This window comes from Micromonospora sp. MP36 (assembly GCF_008119785.1).
Lineage (GTDB): Bacteria > Actinomycetota > Actinomycetes > Mycobacteriales > Micromonosporaceae > Micromonospora.
Genome location: NZ_VSFA01000073.1, coordinates 1 through 16,666 on the forward strand (window position 1 = coordinate 1; position 16,666 = coordinate 16,666).

General features: G+C 71.8%; 16 protein-coding genes. 2 read left to right on the forward strand and 14 right to left on the reverse strand.

The features are described from left to right. The 12 genes from FXF52_RS43400 to FXF52_RS30445 all read right to left on the reverse strand — a co-directional run. The coding region (locus tag FXF52_RS43400) for an inositol-3-phosphate synthase (RefSeq protein ID WP_187413810.1) at window positions 1-105 on the reverse strand (105 nt) is incomplete at its 3' end. 259 nt (window positions 106-364) lie between these two features. Further along, the gene (locus tag FXF52_RS30395; protein ID WP_148801921.1) at window positions 365-1,570 is read right to left on the reverse strand and encodes a Gfo/Idh/MocA family protein; all 1,206 of its coding nucleotides are present in this window, start codon (window positions 1,568-1,570) and stop codon (window positions 365-367) included. A gap of 20 nt (window positions 1,571-1,590) precedes the next feature. Continuing rightward, complete coding sequence (locus FXF52_RS30400; RefSeq protein ID WP_148801923.1) at window positions 1,591-2,643, reverse strand: substrate-binding domain-containing protein; 1,053 nt, start codon at window positions 2,641-2,643, stop codon at window positions 1,591-1,593. Between the two features lie 91 nt (window positions 2,644-2,734). After that, window positions 2,735-3,847, reverse strand: a complete 1,113-nt coding sequence (locus FXF52_RS30405) for an ABC transporter permease (protein ID WP_148801925.1) — start codon at window positions 3,845-3,847, stop codon at window positions 2,735-2,737. Beyond that, on the reverse strand, window positions 3,844-5,403 hold the full coding sequence (locus tag FXF52_RS30410) for a sugar ABC transporter ATP-binding protein (RefSeq protein ID WP_148801927.1): 1,560 nt from the start codon (window positions 5,401-5,403) through the stop codon (window positions 3,844-3,846). Before FXF52_RS30410 ends, FXF52_RS30405 begins: the two co-directional genes overlap by 4 nt. Before the next feature lie 49 nt (window positions 5,404-5,452). After that, window positions 5,453-6,631 (reverse strand): ROK family protein, encoded by a 1,179-nt coding sequence (locus FXF52_RS30415; RefSeq protein WP_148801929.1) that lies wholly within the window; start codon window positions 6,629-6,631, stop codon window positions 5,453-5,455. Window positions 6,632-6,998: 367 nt separating this feature from the next. After that, entirely contained in the window at window positions 6,999-8,060 is a 1,062-nt protein-coding gene (locus FXF52_RS30420) for a YihY/virulence factor BrkB family protein (RefSeq protein ID WP_148801931.1), read from the reverse strand. A 61-nt stretch (window positions 8,061-8,121) separates the two neighbouring features. Further along, entirely contained in the window at window positions 8,122-8,928 is an 807-nt protein-coding gene (locus FXF52_RS30425; RefSeq protein WP_148801933.1) for an ABC transporter permease, read from the reverse strand. Between the two features lie 8 nt (window positions 8,929-8,936). After that, window positions 8,937-9,731 (reverse strand): ABC transporter permease, encoded by a 795-nt coding sequence (locus FXF52_RS30430; RefSeq protein ID WP_255472495.1) that lies wholly within the window; start codon window positions 9,729-9,731, stop codon window positions 8,937-8,939. 223 nt (window positions 9,732-9,954) lie between these two features. Continuing rightward, on the reverse strand, window positions 9,955-10,713 hold the full coding sequence (locus FXF52_RS30435; RefSeq protein WP_148801937.1) for a class I SAM-dependent methyltransferase: 759 nt from the start codon (window positions 10,711-10,713) through the stop codon (window positions 9,955-9,957). A 324-nt stretch (window positions 10,714-11,037) separates the two neighbouring features. Continuing rightward, the gene (locus FXF52_RS30440) at window positions 11,038-11,229 is read right to left on the reverse strand and encodes a DUF397 domain-containing protein (protein WP_148801939.1); all 192 of its coding nucleotides are present in this window, start codon (window positions 11,227-11,229) and stop codon (window positions 11,038-11,040) included. Then, the gene (locus FXF52_RS30445; protein WP_255472496.1) at window positions 11,220-12,023 is read right to left on the reverse strand and encodes a helix-turn-helix transcriptional regulator; all 804 of its coding nucleotides are present in this window, start codon (window positions 12,021-12,023) and stop codon (window positions 11,220-11,222) included. Before FXF52_RS30445 ends, FXF52_RS30440 begins: the two co-directional genes overlap by 10 nt. A gap of 474 nt (window positions 12,024-12,497) precedes the next feature. On the opposite strand from FXF52_RS30445, the gene FXF52_RS30450 reads away from it, so the two are divergent. Beyond that, window positions 12,498-12,743 (forward strand): flavin reductase, encoded by a 246-nt coding sequence (locus FXF52_RS30450; RefSeq protein ID WP_148801941.1) that lies wholly within the window; start codon window positions 12,498-12,500, stop codon window positions 12,741-12,743. Window positions 12,744-12,755: 12 nt separating this feature from the next. Here the strand turns inward: FXF52_RS30450 and FXF52_RS30455 are convergent, their stop codons facing one another. Both FXF52_RS30455 and FXF52_RS30460 read right to left on the reverse strand, forming a co-directional pair. Further along, complete coding sequence (locus FXF52_RS30455; RefSeq protein WP_148801943.1) at window positions 12,756-13,169, reverse strand: carboxymuconolactone decarboxylase family protein; 414 nt, start codon at window positions 13,167-13,169, stop codon at window positions 12,756-12,758. A 143-nt stretch (window positions 13,170-13,312) separates the two neighbouring features. Then, a complete protein-coding gene (locus FXF52_RS30460; RefSeq protein WP_148801945.1) occupies window positions 13,313-14,245 on the reverse strand; it encodes an ABC transporter ATP-binding protein in 933 nt (310 codons plus the stop codon). 196 nt (window positions 14,246-14,441) lie between these two features. Here FXF52_RS30460 and FXF52_RS30465 point away from each other — a divergent pair, with 196 nt between their 5' ends. Then, window positions 14,442-16,664 (forward strand): TRAP transporter fused permease subunit, encoded by a 2,223-nt coding sequence (locus FXF52_RS30465; protein ID WP_187413811.1) that lies wholly within the window; start codon window positions 14,442-14,444, stop codon window positions 16,662-16,664. The last annotated feature ends 2 nt before the right edge of the window (window positions 16,665-16,666 follow it).

A 16,666-nucleotide genomic window follows, 5' to 3' on the forward strand; every position in this document is an offset into this window, starting at 1 on the left:
GCACCCGGTCGGGTCGGTGAGCCCGGCCCGCAGGGCCAGCGCCCCGACGATGCTGGTGGTCGCGACCGAGCCACGCGCTCCCACCAGCCAGACACCCGTACGCATCGTGCTCCCTCCCCAGGGTCGGGTCGGTCCGCCGGTGCGGCCGGGGAATCCCGGTCCGGCCGCACCGGTGGGCCGTGCTTGGTCGTGCCGGGCCGGAGGGCTCCGGTGGCACGCTCCCCTGATCCGACCTCGTCCCCGCCGCGGGGCGCAACCGCGGCGGGCCCTCGCCGGTCGGGCTCCGGGAAGCCTCCTCGGGCGGCGCCCTACGGGCGTCGCATGGGTCGGGCGGCGCCCCGGCCAGCGCGAGGCGCCGCGTGGATCAGGCGGCCACTTCGGCCAGCGCGGGCTCCACCTCCGTCCAGCTGGCCAGTTCCGCCGAGCGGGTCACCGCGTCCAGCACCAGCTGGACCTGCAACGCGTCGGCGAACGACGGCGCCGGGTCGGTGCCGGTGGCGACCGCCTCGACGAAGTCCCGCACCTCGTGGGTGAAGGAGTGCTCGTAGCCGATGATGTGGCCGGGCGGCCACCAGGCCGACATGTACGGGTGCTCCCCCTCGGTCACCAGGATGCGGGTGAAGCCCTGCTCGGCCGTGGGCCGGCTGGCGTCGTAGAACTCCAGCTCGTTGAGGCGTTCCAGGTCGAAGACCAGGGTGCCGAGCGAGCCGTTGATCTCCACCCGGAGGGCGTTCTTGCGGCCGGTGGCGAACCGGCTCGCCTCGTACGTGGCCAGCGCCCCGCCGTCGAGCCGGGCCACGAACGCCGCCGCGTCGTCCACGGTGACCTGACCCATCGCCTGGCCGTGGCCGTCGGCCTGCGCGGCCAGGCCGCTCGACCCGGCCGGCAGCGGCCGTTCCTTGACGAAGGTCTCGGTCACCGCGCTGACCCCGGTGATCCGCTGCCCGGTGACGTACTGGGTGAGGTCGATGATGTGCGCACCGATGTCACCCAGCGCGCCGGAGCCCGCCTTGTCCTTCTGCAGCCGCCAGACCAGCGGGAACTGCGGGTCCACGATCCAGTCCTGCAGGTACGCCGCCCGGACGTGCCGGATCTCGCCGAGCCGCCCGTCCGCGACGAACTGCCGCATCATGGTGACCGCGGGCACCCGGCGGTAGTTGAACCCGCACATCGCCCGTATCCCGGCGGACCGGGCCTGGGCGGCGGCGGCCGCCATCTGTCGGGCCTCCTCGACGGTGTTGGCCAGCGGCTTCTCGCACAGTACGTGCTTGCCGGCGGCCAACGCGGCGATGGCGATCTCGCAGTGGCTGTCCCCCGGTGTGCAGATGTCGACCACGTCGATCTGATCGGACTCGACCAGCCGCCGCCAGTCCGTGGTGTGCCCGTCCCAGCCGAGCCGGCCGGCGGCGTCGGCCACCTTCAGCTCGTCCCGGCCGCAGATCAGCGCCATCCGCACCCGCGCCGGCAGGTCGTACACGCGGTTCACGGTGCGCCACGCCTGTGAGTGCGCGGCGCCCATGAACGCGTAGCCGACCATGCCGACCCGCAGGACATTGTCGTGAGTGGACAAGGTGGGTCTCCCCCCGTGTATCAGAACCCGAGCTTCAGGTAGTTGCTCGCGTTCTCCTTGGTGATCGTCTCGGAGGCGAGCACGATCTCCTTCGGGACCTGGAGTTCCACCAGGTCCGACATGCCCTTGTTCTGGCCGATCAGGCGGGCCAGTGAGATGGCCGAGGAGGCCATCGACGGGCTGTAGGTGACGGTCGCCTTGAGGACGGTGTTGTCGGCCTGGATGTCCTCCATGGCCTTCTTCGAGCCGGCGCCGCCGACCATGAAGAACTCCTTGCGGTTGGCCTGGTTGACCGCGGCGAGGACACCGATGCCCTGGTCGTCGTCGTGGTTCCAGAGCGCGTCGATCTTCGGCAGGGCCTGGAACAGGCCGGTGGCGGCCTGCTGGCCGGAGTCGGCGGTGAACTCGGCCGGGCGGCGGTTGGCCACCTTCAGGCCGTACGACGCCAGGGTGTCGGCGAAGCCCTTGGAGCGTTCCTGGGTCAGCTCCAGCGAGTCGATGCCGGGGATCTCGCCGATGACCGGGTTGCTGACCCCCTTGGCCTTGAGCTGCTCGGCGATGTAGGTGGCGGCGGCCACCCCCATGCCGTAGTTGTCGCCCTTGATCTGCAGGCGGTAGGCCCGCGCGTCGGGGAAGGCGCGGTCCAGGTTGACCACCGGGATGCCGGCCTTCATCGCCTCCAGGCCGAACGCGTTGAGCTCCTTGCCGTCGTGCGGCAGCAGCACGATCACGTCGGGCTTCTGGGACAGCAGCGTGGACAGCGCCGCCCGCTGGGCCGCCGCGTCGGCGCCGGCCTCCACGGACTTCAGCTCCACGTCGGAGTACGCCCCGGCCTGAGCCTTGGCGTTGCTGGTGATCGCGGCGATCCAGCCGTGGTCGGCGGCCGGCGCGGAGAAGCCGATGGTCACCTTCTTGCCGGGCTCGCTGTTGCCGCCGGTCGCCGCGGCCTTGGTCTGGGCGGCGGTGGGCTTCTGCTCGTTGCTGGTGCAGCCGGCGAGCACGACGCCGGCGGAGAGCGCCGCTCCGCCGAAGAGCAGCCGGCGGCGCGACAGGTCGCGACCCTGCGTTGTCATGACGGCCTCCTGGATGAGGTGGTGGGGTGAAAAGGGTGTGCTGGGCCCGGCCACCGTCACTGTCGAGGTGGCCGCCGGTGTCGCGGTCGGATCAGGTGGTGCTGGTGGCCCGGTTGCGGCGGAGGAACTGGGTGAGGCTGCCGAACTGGACCTGCTGGACCAGGACGGCGGCGACGATGATGCCGCCCTTGACCATGTTCTGGGCCTCGGTGGAGAGGCCGTTGATGGCGAACAGGTTGGTGATGGTGGAGAAGATGATCACGCCGAGCAGGGAGCCGACGATGGTCCCCCGCCCACCGCTGAGCAGCGTGCCGCCGATGATCGCGGCGGCGATCGCGTCGAGTTCGTAGAGGTTGGCCATCGCCGCCTGCGCGGAGGTGGCCTGCGAGGTGAGCATGATCGCGGCGATGCCGCAGCAGAGCCCGGAGAGCCCGTAGAGCAGCAGGGTGTGCCGGCGGACGTTGATGCCGGCGAGCCGGGCCGCCTCCGGGTTGCCGCCGACCGCCACCGTGCGGCGGCCGAAGGTGGTGCGGTTGAGCAGCACCCAGCCGGCCACCACGACCGCGGCGAGGATGTAGACCAGCAGCGGGATGCCGAGGACGTTCGTGCTGGCGATGCCGTTGATGAAGGTGTCGTTCGAGACCTGGGTCTGCTTGTCGGAGATCTCGGCCGCCAAGCCGCGGGCGGCGACCATCATGGCCAGCGTGGCGATGAACGGCACCAGCCGCCCGTACGAGATGAGCAGCCCGTTGACCAGGCCGACGGCGAGCCCGACGGTCAGCGCACTGAAGATCATCCCGCCGGCGCCGTAGCTCTGGGTGGCGACCGTGGTGCACCACACCCCGGCGAGCGCGACGATCGCGCCGACCGACAGGTCGATGCCGCCGCCGATGATCACGAAGGTCATCCCGACGGTCACCACCCCGACCACCGAGGCGAGCTTGAGGATGGTGAGGGTGTTGCCCCACACCCAGCTCGCGTTGCCGTAGAGGTCGGGCCGGGTGAGGATGCCGATGACCACCAGCACCAGCAGGGTGGCCAGCAGGCCGAGGTTGCGCCGCGCGCCCTCGCCCCCGTCACCGCGCCACCAGGACAGCCGCGCCGGCGCGTCGGACTTCGCGGTCTCGGCCCGGTCGACCGGCGGCGACTGGGCCGGCAGCCCCGCCGCCCGTTCCGGCGCCGCGGTCGGTGTCGTCTCGCTCATGCCGGTGCGCCTTCCATGAGGGACCCCGCCATGACGAGGTCGAGCACGGTGTCTTCGTCGATTTCGCCGGCCGGGGCCTCCCGGACCACCCGGCCCTCCCGCATCACCAGCACCCGGTCGGCTAGGCCGAGCACCTCCGGCACCTCGCTGGAGACCAGCAGCACCCCGACGCCCCGAGCCGCGAGGGACCGGATGACCTGGTAGAGCTCGGCTCGGGCGCCCACGTCCACGCCCCGGGTCGGCTCGTCGAGCAGCAGCAGCCGGGTGTCCCCGAGCAGCCACCGGCCGACCACCACCTTCTGCTGGTTGCCGCCGGAGAGGGTGCGCACCGGCCGGCGTATGTCGCGGGGACGCAGCTCCAGTGAGTCGGCGATCCGGTCAGCCTCGGCCCGTTCCCGCCCCGCGTCGGTGAAGCCGAGGCGGGCGTACCGGCCGAAGGTGGCCAGGGTGACGTTGCGGTAGATCGGCTCGCCGAGCAGCAGCGCCTGGCTCTTGCGCTCCTCCGGGGCCATGCCCATGCCGGCCCGCACCGCCGCGCCCACGCTGCCGGGGCGCAGCGTCCGGCCGCCCATCCGGACCGTGCCGGCCTGCGCCCGACGGGCGCCGTAGATGGTCTCCAGCAGCTCGGAGCGGCCGGAGCCGACCAGTCCGGCGATGCCGACGATCTCCCCGGCCCGCACGGCCAGCGACACGTCGGCGAACTCCCCGGGCCGGGTCAGCCCGTCGACCCGCAGCAGCTCCGCGCCGGCGGTCTCGTCGGCCGGGCGCTCCGGGAAGACGTACTCGATGGTCCGCCCGGTCATCCGGGCGACCAGGTCGTTGGTCGGGGTGGCGCGGGCCGGCAGGTTCGCCGCGGTGGTCCGGCCGTCCTTGAGTACGGTGACCCGGTCGCCGATCTCGCGGATCTCCTCCAGCCGGTGCGAGATGTAGATGACCGCGATGCCCTGCGCGGTGAGTTCCCGGATGATCCGGAACAGGTTGCCCACCTCGTCGTGGGCGAGCACGGCGCTCGGCTCGTCCATGATGATCAGTCGGGCCTCGTGGGAGAGCGCCCGGGCCATGCTGACGATCTGCTTGCCGGCGGCGGGCAGGTGGCGGACCAGCCGGCCGGGCGGGATCTCCGGGTGGCCGAGCCGGGCCAGGATCTGCCGGGTACGCCGGGCCATGTGGCCGCGGCGGACGAAGCCGAGCCGGCGCGGCTCATGGCCGAGGAAGGCGTTCTCCGCCACCGACAGGTCCTCGACCAGGTCGAGCTCCTGGTAGATGGTGGCGATCCCGGCCCGCATCGCGGCCTGCGGGTTGGCGAAGCTCGCCGGCTCGCCGCGCCACTCGACCTCGCCGGAGTCCGGCCGGTGCACCCCGGCGAGCACCTTGATCAGGGTGGACTTGCCGGCGCCGTTCTGGCCGAGCAGGCAGTGCACCTCGCCGGCCCGGACCTCCAGCTGCACGCCGTCCAGCGCGCGTACCCCGGGGAAGGTCTTGACCACGTCGGTGAGGCGCAGGACCACCTCGCCCGCGACGGTGTCGGCGGGGGCCGCCACCAGTGGGTTCGTCACCTCGGCCTCCTTGCTGTCCAGCGGAACGGCCCGTCCTCGTGGCGGGCGGTCATGACGCTTCCCCGAAGGCGAGGTCGCTGGCGAGCACGGCGGCGCCGGCCACCCCGGCCCGGTGGCCGAGTTCGGAGAGGACGACCGGCAGGTTGCCGGTGGCCAGCGGCAGCGAGCGGCGGTAGACCACGCTGCGGATCTCGGCGAGCAGGATGTGGCCGAGCTGGGCGAGCCCACCACCGATCACGATCATCGAGGGGTTGGTGAAGCTCACCAGCCCGGCCAGCACGCTGCCGACCCGCCGCCCGCCGTCGCGGATGAGCTGGATGCAGGTGACGTCCCCCTCGACCGCCCCCTGCGCCACGTCCAGCGCGGTCACCACGCCCCGCGCGGCCAGCCGGTCGGCGAGCGCCGGGGAGACGCCCGCCCGGGCCGCCGCGGTGGCCTCCCGGGCCAGCGCGGCCCCGCTGAATACGGCCTCCAGGCAGCCGAGGTTCCCGCAGGAGCACATCGGACCGTTCGGGTCGACCTGGATGTGGCCGATGTCGCCGGCGCACCCGTCGGTGCCCCGGTAGACCTCACCGTTGAGGTAGATGCCGCAGCCGATGCCGGTGCCGATCTTGATCAGCAGGAAGTCGTCCACCGAGTGGGCGACCCCGCCGTGCCGCTCGCCGATCGCCATGATGTTCACGTCGTTGTCGACCACGGCCGGGCAGCCGTGCTCGCGGGTGAGCACCTCGCGGACGGGGAAGCGGTCCCAGCCCGGCATGATCGGCGGCGAGACCGGCACCCCGTCCCGGAAGCTCACCGGCCCGGGGACGCCGATGCCCACCGCGTCCAGCCGCTCGTACGCCCCGTCCACCTTGGCCTTGTGCAGCAGCTCGGCGACCCGCTGGAGGATCACCTTCGGGCCGGAGCGGATGTCGGCCGTCTCGGTGTACGCGGCCACCGGCTCGAGCCGGCCGTTCACCACCTCGACGTCGATCGAGCTGGCGCCCAGGTCGACCGCGGCGAAGCGCAGGTGCGGGCTCAGTTCGACCAGGGTGGACCGCCGCCCGCCACGGGACGCGGCCAGCCCCGCCTCGGCGACGTATCCGAGCCCGACCAGCCGCTCCAGCTCGGCGAGCAAGCGGGGGCGGGGCATCTGCAGGCGGTCGCCGAGTTCGGCCCGGGACACCGCCCCTTCGTCCCGGAGCAGTCGCAGGAGCCGTACGTGCAGGGGGTCCACAGTCCGCACCGGCACACCTCCGCATCGGAGTCGTTCACATCGACGCAACGGCGACGTGTCGTGTCCGACACAGTAGGAGGCTTCCGGGTCACGTGTCCATAGCTTCAGCACATCCGATCCAAACTTTTGTCCATGCGAACAAAAGCCCGGCTGTGGATCACGGAAAGCATGATCGTCTTCAGGAACAAGAACAGCGCGCTGCCACGGGGTGGTAGCGCCAGGTCAGACTGTCGGGCTGGATCGACGCCGCCGCCCCCACGGCCGCCGTCCAGGCGCGACCGACGCGACAGACGGCGAGACGGCGGGGCGGCGGGACGGCGGGACGCCGGGGATACCGGGGATACCGGGACTGCGGGAAACGGCGGCGCGGGACGGGTCAGTCGCCGGCGGCGGGCCTGCCCTTCTTCCTGAGCTTGCGGTCGTCGCGCAGTTCGACGTACGGCTCCGACTCGGCGGGGTGCCCGGCCGCGATGGCCCGGCCGCGCTCCAACTCCGCGTCGAACTCCGCGCCGAGCAGGATGGCGATGTTGGTCAGCCAGAGCCAGACCAGAAAGATGATCATGCCGGCCACGGCACCGTACGTCTTGTTGTACGAGCCGAAGTTGCCGACGTAGACGGCGAACAGCGCGGAGACGACGAGCCAGATCACCACGGCCAGCACGCCGCCGGGGCTCACCCAGCGGAAGCCGCCGTGGCGAGCGTTCGGTGAGGCCCAGTAGAGGATGGCGAACACCAGGCTCACCAGGATCAGCAGCACCGGCCACTTGACGATGCTCCACACCGTCACTGCCGTCGAGCCCAGGCCGATCGCGCTGCCGACCTGCGTGGCGAGCCGGCCGCTGAAGACCACGATGACCGACGCGGCCAGCAGCATCACGCCGACCAGGGCGGTCACCCCGAGGCGGACCGGCAGCGTCTTCCAGATGGGCCGACCCTCCGGCACGTCGTAGATCGTGTTGGACGCGCGCATGAAGGCGGCGACGTAGCCGGAGGCCGACCAGAAGGCGCCCAGCACACCGACGACCGCGGCGATGCTGGCCAGGCCGCCCGAGCTGCTCGCCTGGGCGATCGCGATGTCGATGATGTGCCGGATGGTCGGCTGCGGCGCCGTCTGGTCGAGGGTTTCCTTGACGCCCTTGACGGCACCCGGGCCGAGCAGGCCCACCACCGAGATGAGCGCCAGCATGCCCGGGAAGATCGAGAGTATGCCGTAGTAGGTGAGCGCGGCCGCCCGGTCCGTCAGGTTGTCGGTCTGGAACTCCCGAACCGTGCGCTTGAGCGCCGCCTGCCATCCGGTGCCCGGCAATGCCGTCGGGCGCTGCGGGCCCTGGTCCGGGCCGACCGGACCGGCCCGGCCCGCACGGTCCCGCCCGCCTGACGCGTTGCCCGAATCGTCGCGGTCACGCCCGCTGCGGGCGGAAGACTCATCGCTGGCCATCGGCCCTCCCTGGTCGTCGGCGTCGTCCCACGAGATGCCCGACGGCAGGCCGGTTAACCACCTACTTGTAGAGCAACCTCCCCATCCGCCGGGAGGCGAGCGCGAGCATCCCGGCGGTCAGCGCCAGCAGGTACGCCACGTCTGGCAGCCACGACCAGCCGGACACCCCCACGCAGATCTCCCGGATCAGGTGCACCGACCGGTAGAGCGGGGTCACCTCGACCACCCAGCGCAGTGCGGTCGGGTACGCCTCGGCCGGCACGAAGGTGCCGGAGAAGAGGAAGAGGGTGAACTGGGCCGACCCCATCAGGTCAAAGTCCTGCCAACTGCGCATCAGGGTGGAGACCGTCATGCCGAGCGCGCCGAACGCGAAGCCGACCAGCACCGCGGCCGGAAAGGCGAGGACCGCCCGCGCGGCGGTGGTCAGGTCCATCGCCACCATGATCACCAGGAAGGCGGCCGAGTAGAGGCTGCCCCGGATCATCGCCCAACCCAGCTCGCCGAGGGCGATCTCGAACGGCTGCACCGGGGTCGCGATGACCCCGTCGTACAGCTTCATGTACTTCATCTTCCCGAAGAAGTTGAAGGTGGTCTCCGACAGCGCCCCGCTCATCGCCGACGAGGCCAGCATCGCCGGGGCCACGAACGCGGCGTACGACACCGCCTGCCCGCCGGGCAGGGTGAGGTCGCCGACCAGCGCGCCCACCCCGACCCCGATCGAGAACAGGTAGAGCACGGGCTCCAGGAAACCGGAGAGCAGCACCAGCCAGTACGCGCTCCGCAGCGCGGTCAGGTTGCGCTCGGCCACCGAGGCGGAGCGGCGCATCCCCGCGGAGCCGACCAGCCGGGGCAGGACGAGAGCGACCACGGGATCTCCTAGACGACGAGCGAGCGGCGGAACACGCGCGTGGCCAGCAGCCAGCCGGCGGCGGCCCAGGCGGCGAGGTAGAGCAGGTGACCGACGATCGACCACTGCGGAGCGACGCCCAGCGTGGCGGCCCGGCAGAGATCCACGCCGTGCCAGAGCGGGGTCGCGTACGCCACCTGGCGCAGCCCCGCCGGCAGCGACTCGACCGGGAAGAACACCCCGGCGAAGAGGGTCATCGGGATGATCGCGAAGCGGAACAGCAGAGCCAGGTAGCTGTCGCTCGGCACGACGGCGCTGAACGCGAAGGTCGGCGCGGCGACCGCCAGGCCCAGCAGCAGGCTCACCGGCAGCACGGCCACCGCCCACGGCGACCGCAGCGCCCCGAACAGGGCCGTCACCAGCAGGAACGCCGCCGTGCTGGTGAGCACCCGGAACAGCACGAAGGCGAGGTGCCCGGCGAGGATGTCGCCGCTGCGCAGCGGCGCCGCCACCTGCGCGTGGTAGGTCCGGATCCACCGGAAGTTACTGTGCACCGGCCAGGTCGACTCGGCGACCGCGACCTGGAGGGCGGTGGAGGCGATCAGGCCGGGCACCAGCCACTCGAGGTAGGGCACCCCGCCGACGCCCTGGCGCACGTACGCGCCGACGCCGAGGCCGAAGCCCACCACCGTCAGCACGGGCAGCAGGAAGGACGAGAAGACCCCCGCCCGCCAGGTGCGCCGGTAGCCGACCAGGTAATAGCCGAGCACCGCCAGCGCCGGCACCCTGGGCACCGCCGGCCCGGCCCGCTCCGCCACGCTCACGTCGACCACCCCCGCTCGCCGTCCACGTCGGTCTTCCTACCGCCCGGGTACGACAAGACCGCCGGCCACCCTACGACTGGTCAACGAACGGTGTCGCGCCAGTTTCTCCGCTCCCGCAGGCCCAGCGGGTGGCTGCCGGCGCGCGGCGAACGGCAGGCCGGTCCCCGAAAACGGGCGGACGGACCACGCCATCTTCACCCTGAACGCCCCCGAAGCGACCGCATCAGCACAGTTCGAGCGTGAGCAGCGGCTCAGCAAACACCGGCGCTGGTGCGCCGGGGTCGGCGGCAACAGACTGCTCCAGTCGGCGGAAGCCGGCCTCCAGTTCGTCGGGACTGAGCTGCGCGAAGAACGAGAGGGTGCGCAGGCGCAGCCGTTCGAGCATGTCACCGCGGGTGCCCGCGGACGGCTCGGTGAACGTGCCGAAGCTGGTCACGCGCCAGCCGAGCGACGTGAACGTCGCGATGACCTCGTGCAGCGGCTGAAACAGCGAGGCGTCCACCTCGTAACCGCGGGGGAAGTACTCCAGCCACCACGGCCGGGGATGGTGGTCGCTGAAATTCGCGCGCAATAGCAGCCGCCCGCCGGGCCTGAGCACCCTGGCCAGCTCCCGGGCTGCCCGAGGCTTGTCCTGCACGTGATGCCAGGACAGGAACATGAGAGCGTAGTCGGCGCTGCCGGACGGCACTGGCATGTCCTCGGCGGCGCCGGCCAGATACCGCACACCGGGATGCTGGGACTGCGTCTGCGCAATCTCGCGCATGCGGACCGACGGCTCGACGCCGGTCACTGGCCCGAACGCTCCGGCCAGCGCGGGGGTGAACCTGCCGGTCCCTGAGCCGACGTCCAGCCCCGCCAGCGGACGCCGCTCGGGCAGCACCGCTGCAAAGGCGTTGATCCATACCTGCAGTTGCTGCTGGGTGAGCGCGCGACCGCGCGCGTAGTCCTGGTACTGCTCCGTGTCGTAGTCGATCGACCTCATCGCACCTCCCCGTTGGCGGGCGACCACAAACGCCGTCCCGATATATCACTCCGATACATCGGGACGTTATTCGTCGTCGCGTCACCCCACAAGGTGCCTATGCGACGGGAGCTTCAACCGACGACCCGCTCGACAAGATGCGCGGGCTACTGGCCACGGCATAGGAGGCGTCACCGAGCGACAGCCCGCCAGGCCCAACGCCCACCGCTGCGACCCCAGGCAGGGAGGTCACGTCGCCCGTGCTCGCGTACTGGTCGCCGACGGATCAAGGCCGGCAACGACCCAACCAGGCCCAACGACGAAGAACTCCTTGTTGCGGCCGCGCTACGGCCGCTCGGCGATTCCGGTGACGAACGCGCGCCAGGCGTCGGGGCCGAAGGCCAGCACCGGACCACCCGGGTCCTTGGAATCGCGTACGGCGACCACGCCGGAGAGGTTGTCGGCCACCTCCACGCACGCCCCGCCTTGGCCGCTGCTGCGGGTGCTCTTGCGCCACCGCGCGCCGGTCAGGTCCATGTCTCCGCCACTTCCGCAATCAAGTCGAGGGACTGCTGGTGCGATAGTGCCTCACCGCGGATCGACTCCCACACCTCGACCATCTCCTGCACGAAGTCGGTTCGGTCGATCGCCTGCCCGTGGCGCTGCCCCTCCAGGTAGACGATGTCCTCCCTCGTTGGCGAGGTGGCGATCACGAAGTGCCCAGCGAGTCCAGGGTAGGCCCCGGCTGACATTGGCACGACGTGGATACGGACTCGGGGCAGCGTGGATCCCAGCTTCACCAAGTGCTGCAACTGCTCGCGCATCACCGCCGGCGTACCGATCCGGCGGTGCAGGACGTACTCGTCGACGACGGCGGTGAGTAGGGGCGGCCGATCGCGGGTGAGCACTGCTTGGCGATCCAGCCGGGTCGCCACCTGCTGCTCGATCTCGTCCGCAGCGAACAACCCGCCGCCAGACAGCAGCGCACGAGCGTATTCCTCGGTCTGAAGCAAACCGGGCACGCACAGCGGCTCGAACCAGCGCAGCGCCGTGGCCTCCTGTTCGATGCCGGCCCAGTCGCGGAACCACGGGACCACGGTCTCCCGGCTGATCCGGCGCTGGATGCGCTCGAACCGCCCGTCCGCGCCGAACACGGTGTCGCACCGGCGCGCGAAGTCGAGGCTCGGCCGGCGCTCGGAGGTCTCCACCTTGGCGACCAGGGCACCCGAATAGCTCAACGCCTCGGCCAACGCGGTCTGGGACATGCCGCTGCCGGCCCGGGCCAGCCGTAGCTCCTCCGCGAAGTGGTCCAGCATGGACGAGCTTTCCACGGACACCCTCCGTACATCCTCGTACCGCGTGGGATCGGCCGCCGTACGCGCTGGTCGTCGGCGCGCGGGACCTCCCACCGTAGTCGCGTCCTTAGCAGACTGTCACGCAGCGGAACCGCTCACGGGATCGGACGGCGGGCGGAACCAGGCCGGGGCGCCCGCCGGACAACGAGGTCCGCCGGGCGCCCCATTCCACAGCTGCGGAGGTTCGACCATGCGACTCAGGTTCTGGCGTTGCCAGCGACCGGCACCACCCACCACGCTCCCCCGGCGCACCCCCAATGCGCGCCCGTCGTGGGCGACCGCACCGACCGAGGTGTTCCCGATCGACGGGCCGGGACGCCCGGGGCGGCTGACCCGCGCGCAGGAGTGGCGGGCGAACGGGGGCCGCTGGCTGGCGTCACCGCGCTGCCCCGAGAAGGAGCCGAGCGGGCCTGAGAAGGGGCCGCGTGGGCCCGAGGAGGGCGCGCGCTGATGCCTCGCTACCGGCCGCACGTGGCGGCGCGTCCGTCCTGGCGCTGCCGGGTGTGCGGCGCGGCGTGGCCGTGCTCCCCGGCCCGGCTGGCGCTGCTCGGCGAGTACCGCGAGAACCGGACGGGCCTGCTGATCTATCTCGGCGCGCTCCTGCACGAGGCGATGACCGACCTCGCCGACCTCAACGCCCAGGCCTCACCGGAGGCGCTGGCCAACCGCTTCCTGACCTGGGCCAGAGCCCGCTGATAAGGCGGCCGGTCAGCCGGCCGTGGTGGGGCGGACGGGTAACAGGTTGCGCTCGGCGAAAACCTTCTTGGCGACGAGGGTGGCGTTGACCGCCCGCGGCACACCGCAGTACACGACGGACTGCAGCAGCGCCTCGACTATTTCGGAGGGCGTCAGGCCGGCATTGAGCGCGCCGTTGACGTGCACTTCAAGCTGGGCCTCGGCGCCACCGAGACCGGTGAGTATGCCGAGGGTCAGCAGTTCCCGGTCGCGGCGCGCCAGCCCGGGGCGGACGTAGAGGTCTCCGTAGGACCAGGCGACGGACCGGTAGCTGAGCTCTGGTGAGACGTCGGCGAGGGCATCGAGAAGCTTCTGCCCGGCGCCGCCGTCGGCCTGCCGGAGTGCCGCCAGGCCGCGCTCGTACTGTTCGTCACCGTTCACGGTCATGGTTGTGCCCTACCTCTGAGCAGTGGTCCCGTCGGCCTGGGGCAGCGGCCCCGGCGCCGCGGTGTACCCGTGGCGGTGCCGGACAAACGACTCATCTTCCGCGTCCCGCGCTCCAGGGCCGGAGCCGCCGTCGCGCCTTGCGACTAGTCCACCAAGGTGCGGCCGGTGAGGTGGAGGAAGACGTCCTCCAGGCTGCTGCGGCGGACCAGGACGCTGGCCGGGACGAGGCCGCGTGCGGTCACCTCGGCCACCGCCGCGTCGCCGTCGGCCACGTAGAGCAGGATCCGGTCGGGCAGCACCTCGACCCGCTCTCCCAGGCCGCTCAGCTTGCCGGCGAACGCCTCCTGCGACTCGGCGGCGAAGCGCAGCTCGACCACCTCGCGGGTGGAGTGCCGCTCGATGAGGGCGCGCGGCGAGCCCTCGGCCACGATCCGGCCGCCGTCCATCACCACCAGCCGGTCGCAGAGCTGCTCCGCCTCGTCCATGTAGTGCGTGGTGAGGACCAGCGTGACGCCCTGCTGCTTGAGCCGGAACAGCCGCTCCCAGACCAGGTGCCGGGCCTGCGGGTCGAGCCCGGTGGTGGGCTCGTCGAGCAGGACGATCTCCGGGTTGTTGACCAGCGCGCGGGCGATGGTCAGCCGGCGCTTCATGCCGCCGGAGAGTGGCTCCACCTTGCTCTCGGCCCGCTCGGTGAGCTGGACGAAGTCGAGCAGCTCGGCGGCCCGCTCGCGGGCGACCCGGCGCGGGATGCCGAAGTAGCGGGCGTAGGTGGTCAGGTTTTCCCGGACGTTGAGCTCCGGGTCGAGGCTGTCGAGCTGCGGGCAGACGCCCAGCCGGGCCCGGATCGCGGGACCGTCGCGGACCGGGTCCATGCCGAGGATGCGCAGCTCTCCGCCGGAGGGCGGGGAGATGCAGCCGATCATGCGCATGGTGGAGGACTTGCCGGCCCCGTTCGGCCCGAGGAAGCCGAACGCCTCGCCCGGGCGCACCTCCACGTCGATGCCGTTGACGGCGGTGAAGTCACCGAACCGCTTCACCAGCCCCCGCGCCTGGATGAGTGGTTGAGCTGTGGTCACCGGCCGACCCTAGCGGGCCGGTCCGACAGCTTCGACCGGTTAACGTCGGACTTCGCCGCACTCTCGGCGAGGGCATTTGCGAGAATCACTCGGAACAGCATTGCTCTGGGTAATTGCCGCCCCATTTCCGTCACTTAGCGCAATCACATTCGGCAATGGTTCCATAATGTGAACTATTCGCGTATCGTGCCCCCTCGTGTCGCCCGTTCGCCCGTCCGACGGCTCCGCGCCGACGCCCCTGCCCGCCGGGACGCGGGACGCCGCGTCCGACCTGGACACTGCCCCGGTGCCGCTCCCGCCCGACGAGGGCGCGGTCGACGACCCGGGGCGGGCCGACGACGGGCAGGTCGCCGCACCTCCCGACACCCGGGAGTTCGCCGCCCAGTTCGAGGACGAAAAACCGGGACGGGTCCTGTCCGGACCGGTCGGGCGGCTGTTCACCGGCATCACGGTCGCCGTCGCACTGCTCGCCCTCTGGCAGGTGTTCTTTCCGCTTCCCCAGGGCAGCAAGTACTACCTGATCATCTTCCTGACCGGCGTCCTGCCGGCGGTCTTCCTGGCGTACCCGTCGGGGATGCGGCTGCGGCGGACGAAGGACGGCCCGACGGAGGCGGCCGACGCCGCGGCGCGGCACGGCGGGCCCACCCCGGTCGACTGGCTGCTGGCCCTGGCCGCGCTGGTGACCTGCCTCTACCCGGTGCTGCCGGTGACGCTCGGCGCGGGCGGTGGCGGGTACGACGCGTTCCTCGACCGGCAGGGCCTGCTGGTGCCGCTGGACGTGGCGATGGGCACCGTGCTGATGCTCCTGCTGCTGGAGGCGTGCCGGCGGACCACCGGCTGGATCCTCCCCGCCGTCTGCCTGCTCTTCCTGGCCTACGGCTACTACGGCGGGCTGCTGCCGCAGTCCTGGGCGGTGGCCCACGCCGGGCTCGACTTCGGGCAGCTCATCGACGCCTTCTACAACTCCGACAGCGGCTTCTACGGCACCCCGCTGGACGTGGCCGCCTCGTACATCGTGCTCTTCACCATCTACGGAGCGGTGCTGGACCTGTCCGGGGCCGGTCGGTTCTTCGTGGAACTCTCCGCCGCCGCGTTCCGCCGCTCCCGGACCGCCGCCGGCCGGACCGCCGTCGCCTCGGGTTTCCTGCTCGGCACCGTCTCCGGCTCGGGGGCGGCCACCACCGTCAGCATCGGGGCGGTCACCTGGCCCATCCTGCGCCGCGCCGGCTACCCCGCCGAGCGGGCCGGCGGCATGCTGGCCGCCGCCGGGGTGGGCGCGATCCTCTCCCCGCCGACGCTGGGCGCGGCGGCCTTCATCATCGCCGAATACCTGGGCGTGTCCTACCTGCAGGTGCTCGGCTGGGCGACCGTCCCGACGATCCTCTACTACCTGGGCATCCTGCTCTCCGTGGAGATCGACGCCCGGCGCTCCGGCGTCCGCGCGGTGGCGATCGACAGCGGTTCGGCCTGGCGCCTGCTGGCCCGCTTCGGATACCACTTCCTCTCGCTCATCGTGATCATCGTGGTGCTCGCGACGGGCGCCTCGGCGACCCGCGCCGTGGTGATCGCCACCGTGCTGGCCGCCGCCCTGTCCTTCCTGGACCGTCGCCACCGGCTCACCCCGGCCCGCCTGGTCGAGGCGCTGCGCGGCGGCGTACGCGGGGTGCTCGCGGTGAGCGCCGTCTGCGCCGCGGCCGGCATCATCACCGCCACCACCACGAAGACCGGCCTCGGCCCGCAGGCCGCCGCGCTGTTGGTGAGCGGGGCGCAGGCGGTCAGCTCCGAGCCGGCCGTGGTGCTGGCGCTCACCGCGCTGCTCGCCGCCGTCGCGCTCAGCCTGCTCGGCCTGGCCGTGCCGGTCACCGCCTCGTTCGTGATCGGCTGGGTGATCATCGGCCCGGCGCTGCTCAACCTCGGCGTCGCCGCCCCCGCCGCGGCGATGTTCGTCTTCTACTTCGCGGTGCTGTCCGAGGTCTCCCCGCCGACCGCGCTCGCCGCGGTGGCCGCCGCCGCGGTGACCGGCGGCCGGCTCGTCCCGACCATGTGGCAGACCCTGCGGTACGCGCTGCCCGCGTACCTGATCCCGATCGCCTTCGTCATCACGCCGACGGGTCTCGGGCTGCTCGGCATCGGCGGGGTGGAACGGATCCTGGTGGCCGGCGTGGTCTCCGCGCTCGGCGTCACCGTGCTGGCGGTGGCCGCGGGCGGCTGGCTGCCCGGCGTCGGCCCGGCCGGCGTGCCCGAGCGGATCGTCGGCGCGGTCGCCGGGCTGGTGCTGCTCTGGCTCGAACCCGTGCCCGTCACGGTCGGCGCCGTCCTGGCCGCGCTGACCCTCACGGGTGTGCTCGTCCGACGTGGATCCGCCGGCCGCGCCGGGGTCCCGTCGGTGCCACAACAGCTGGACCATGGGGAGGAGTAGAG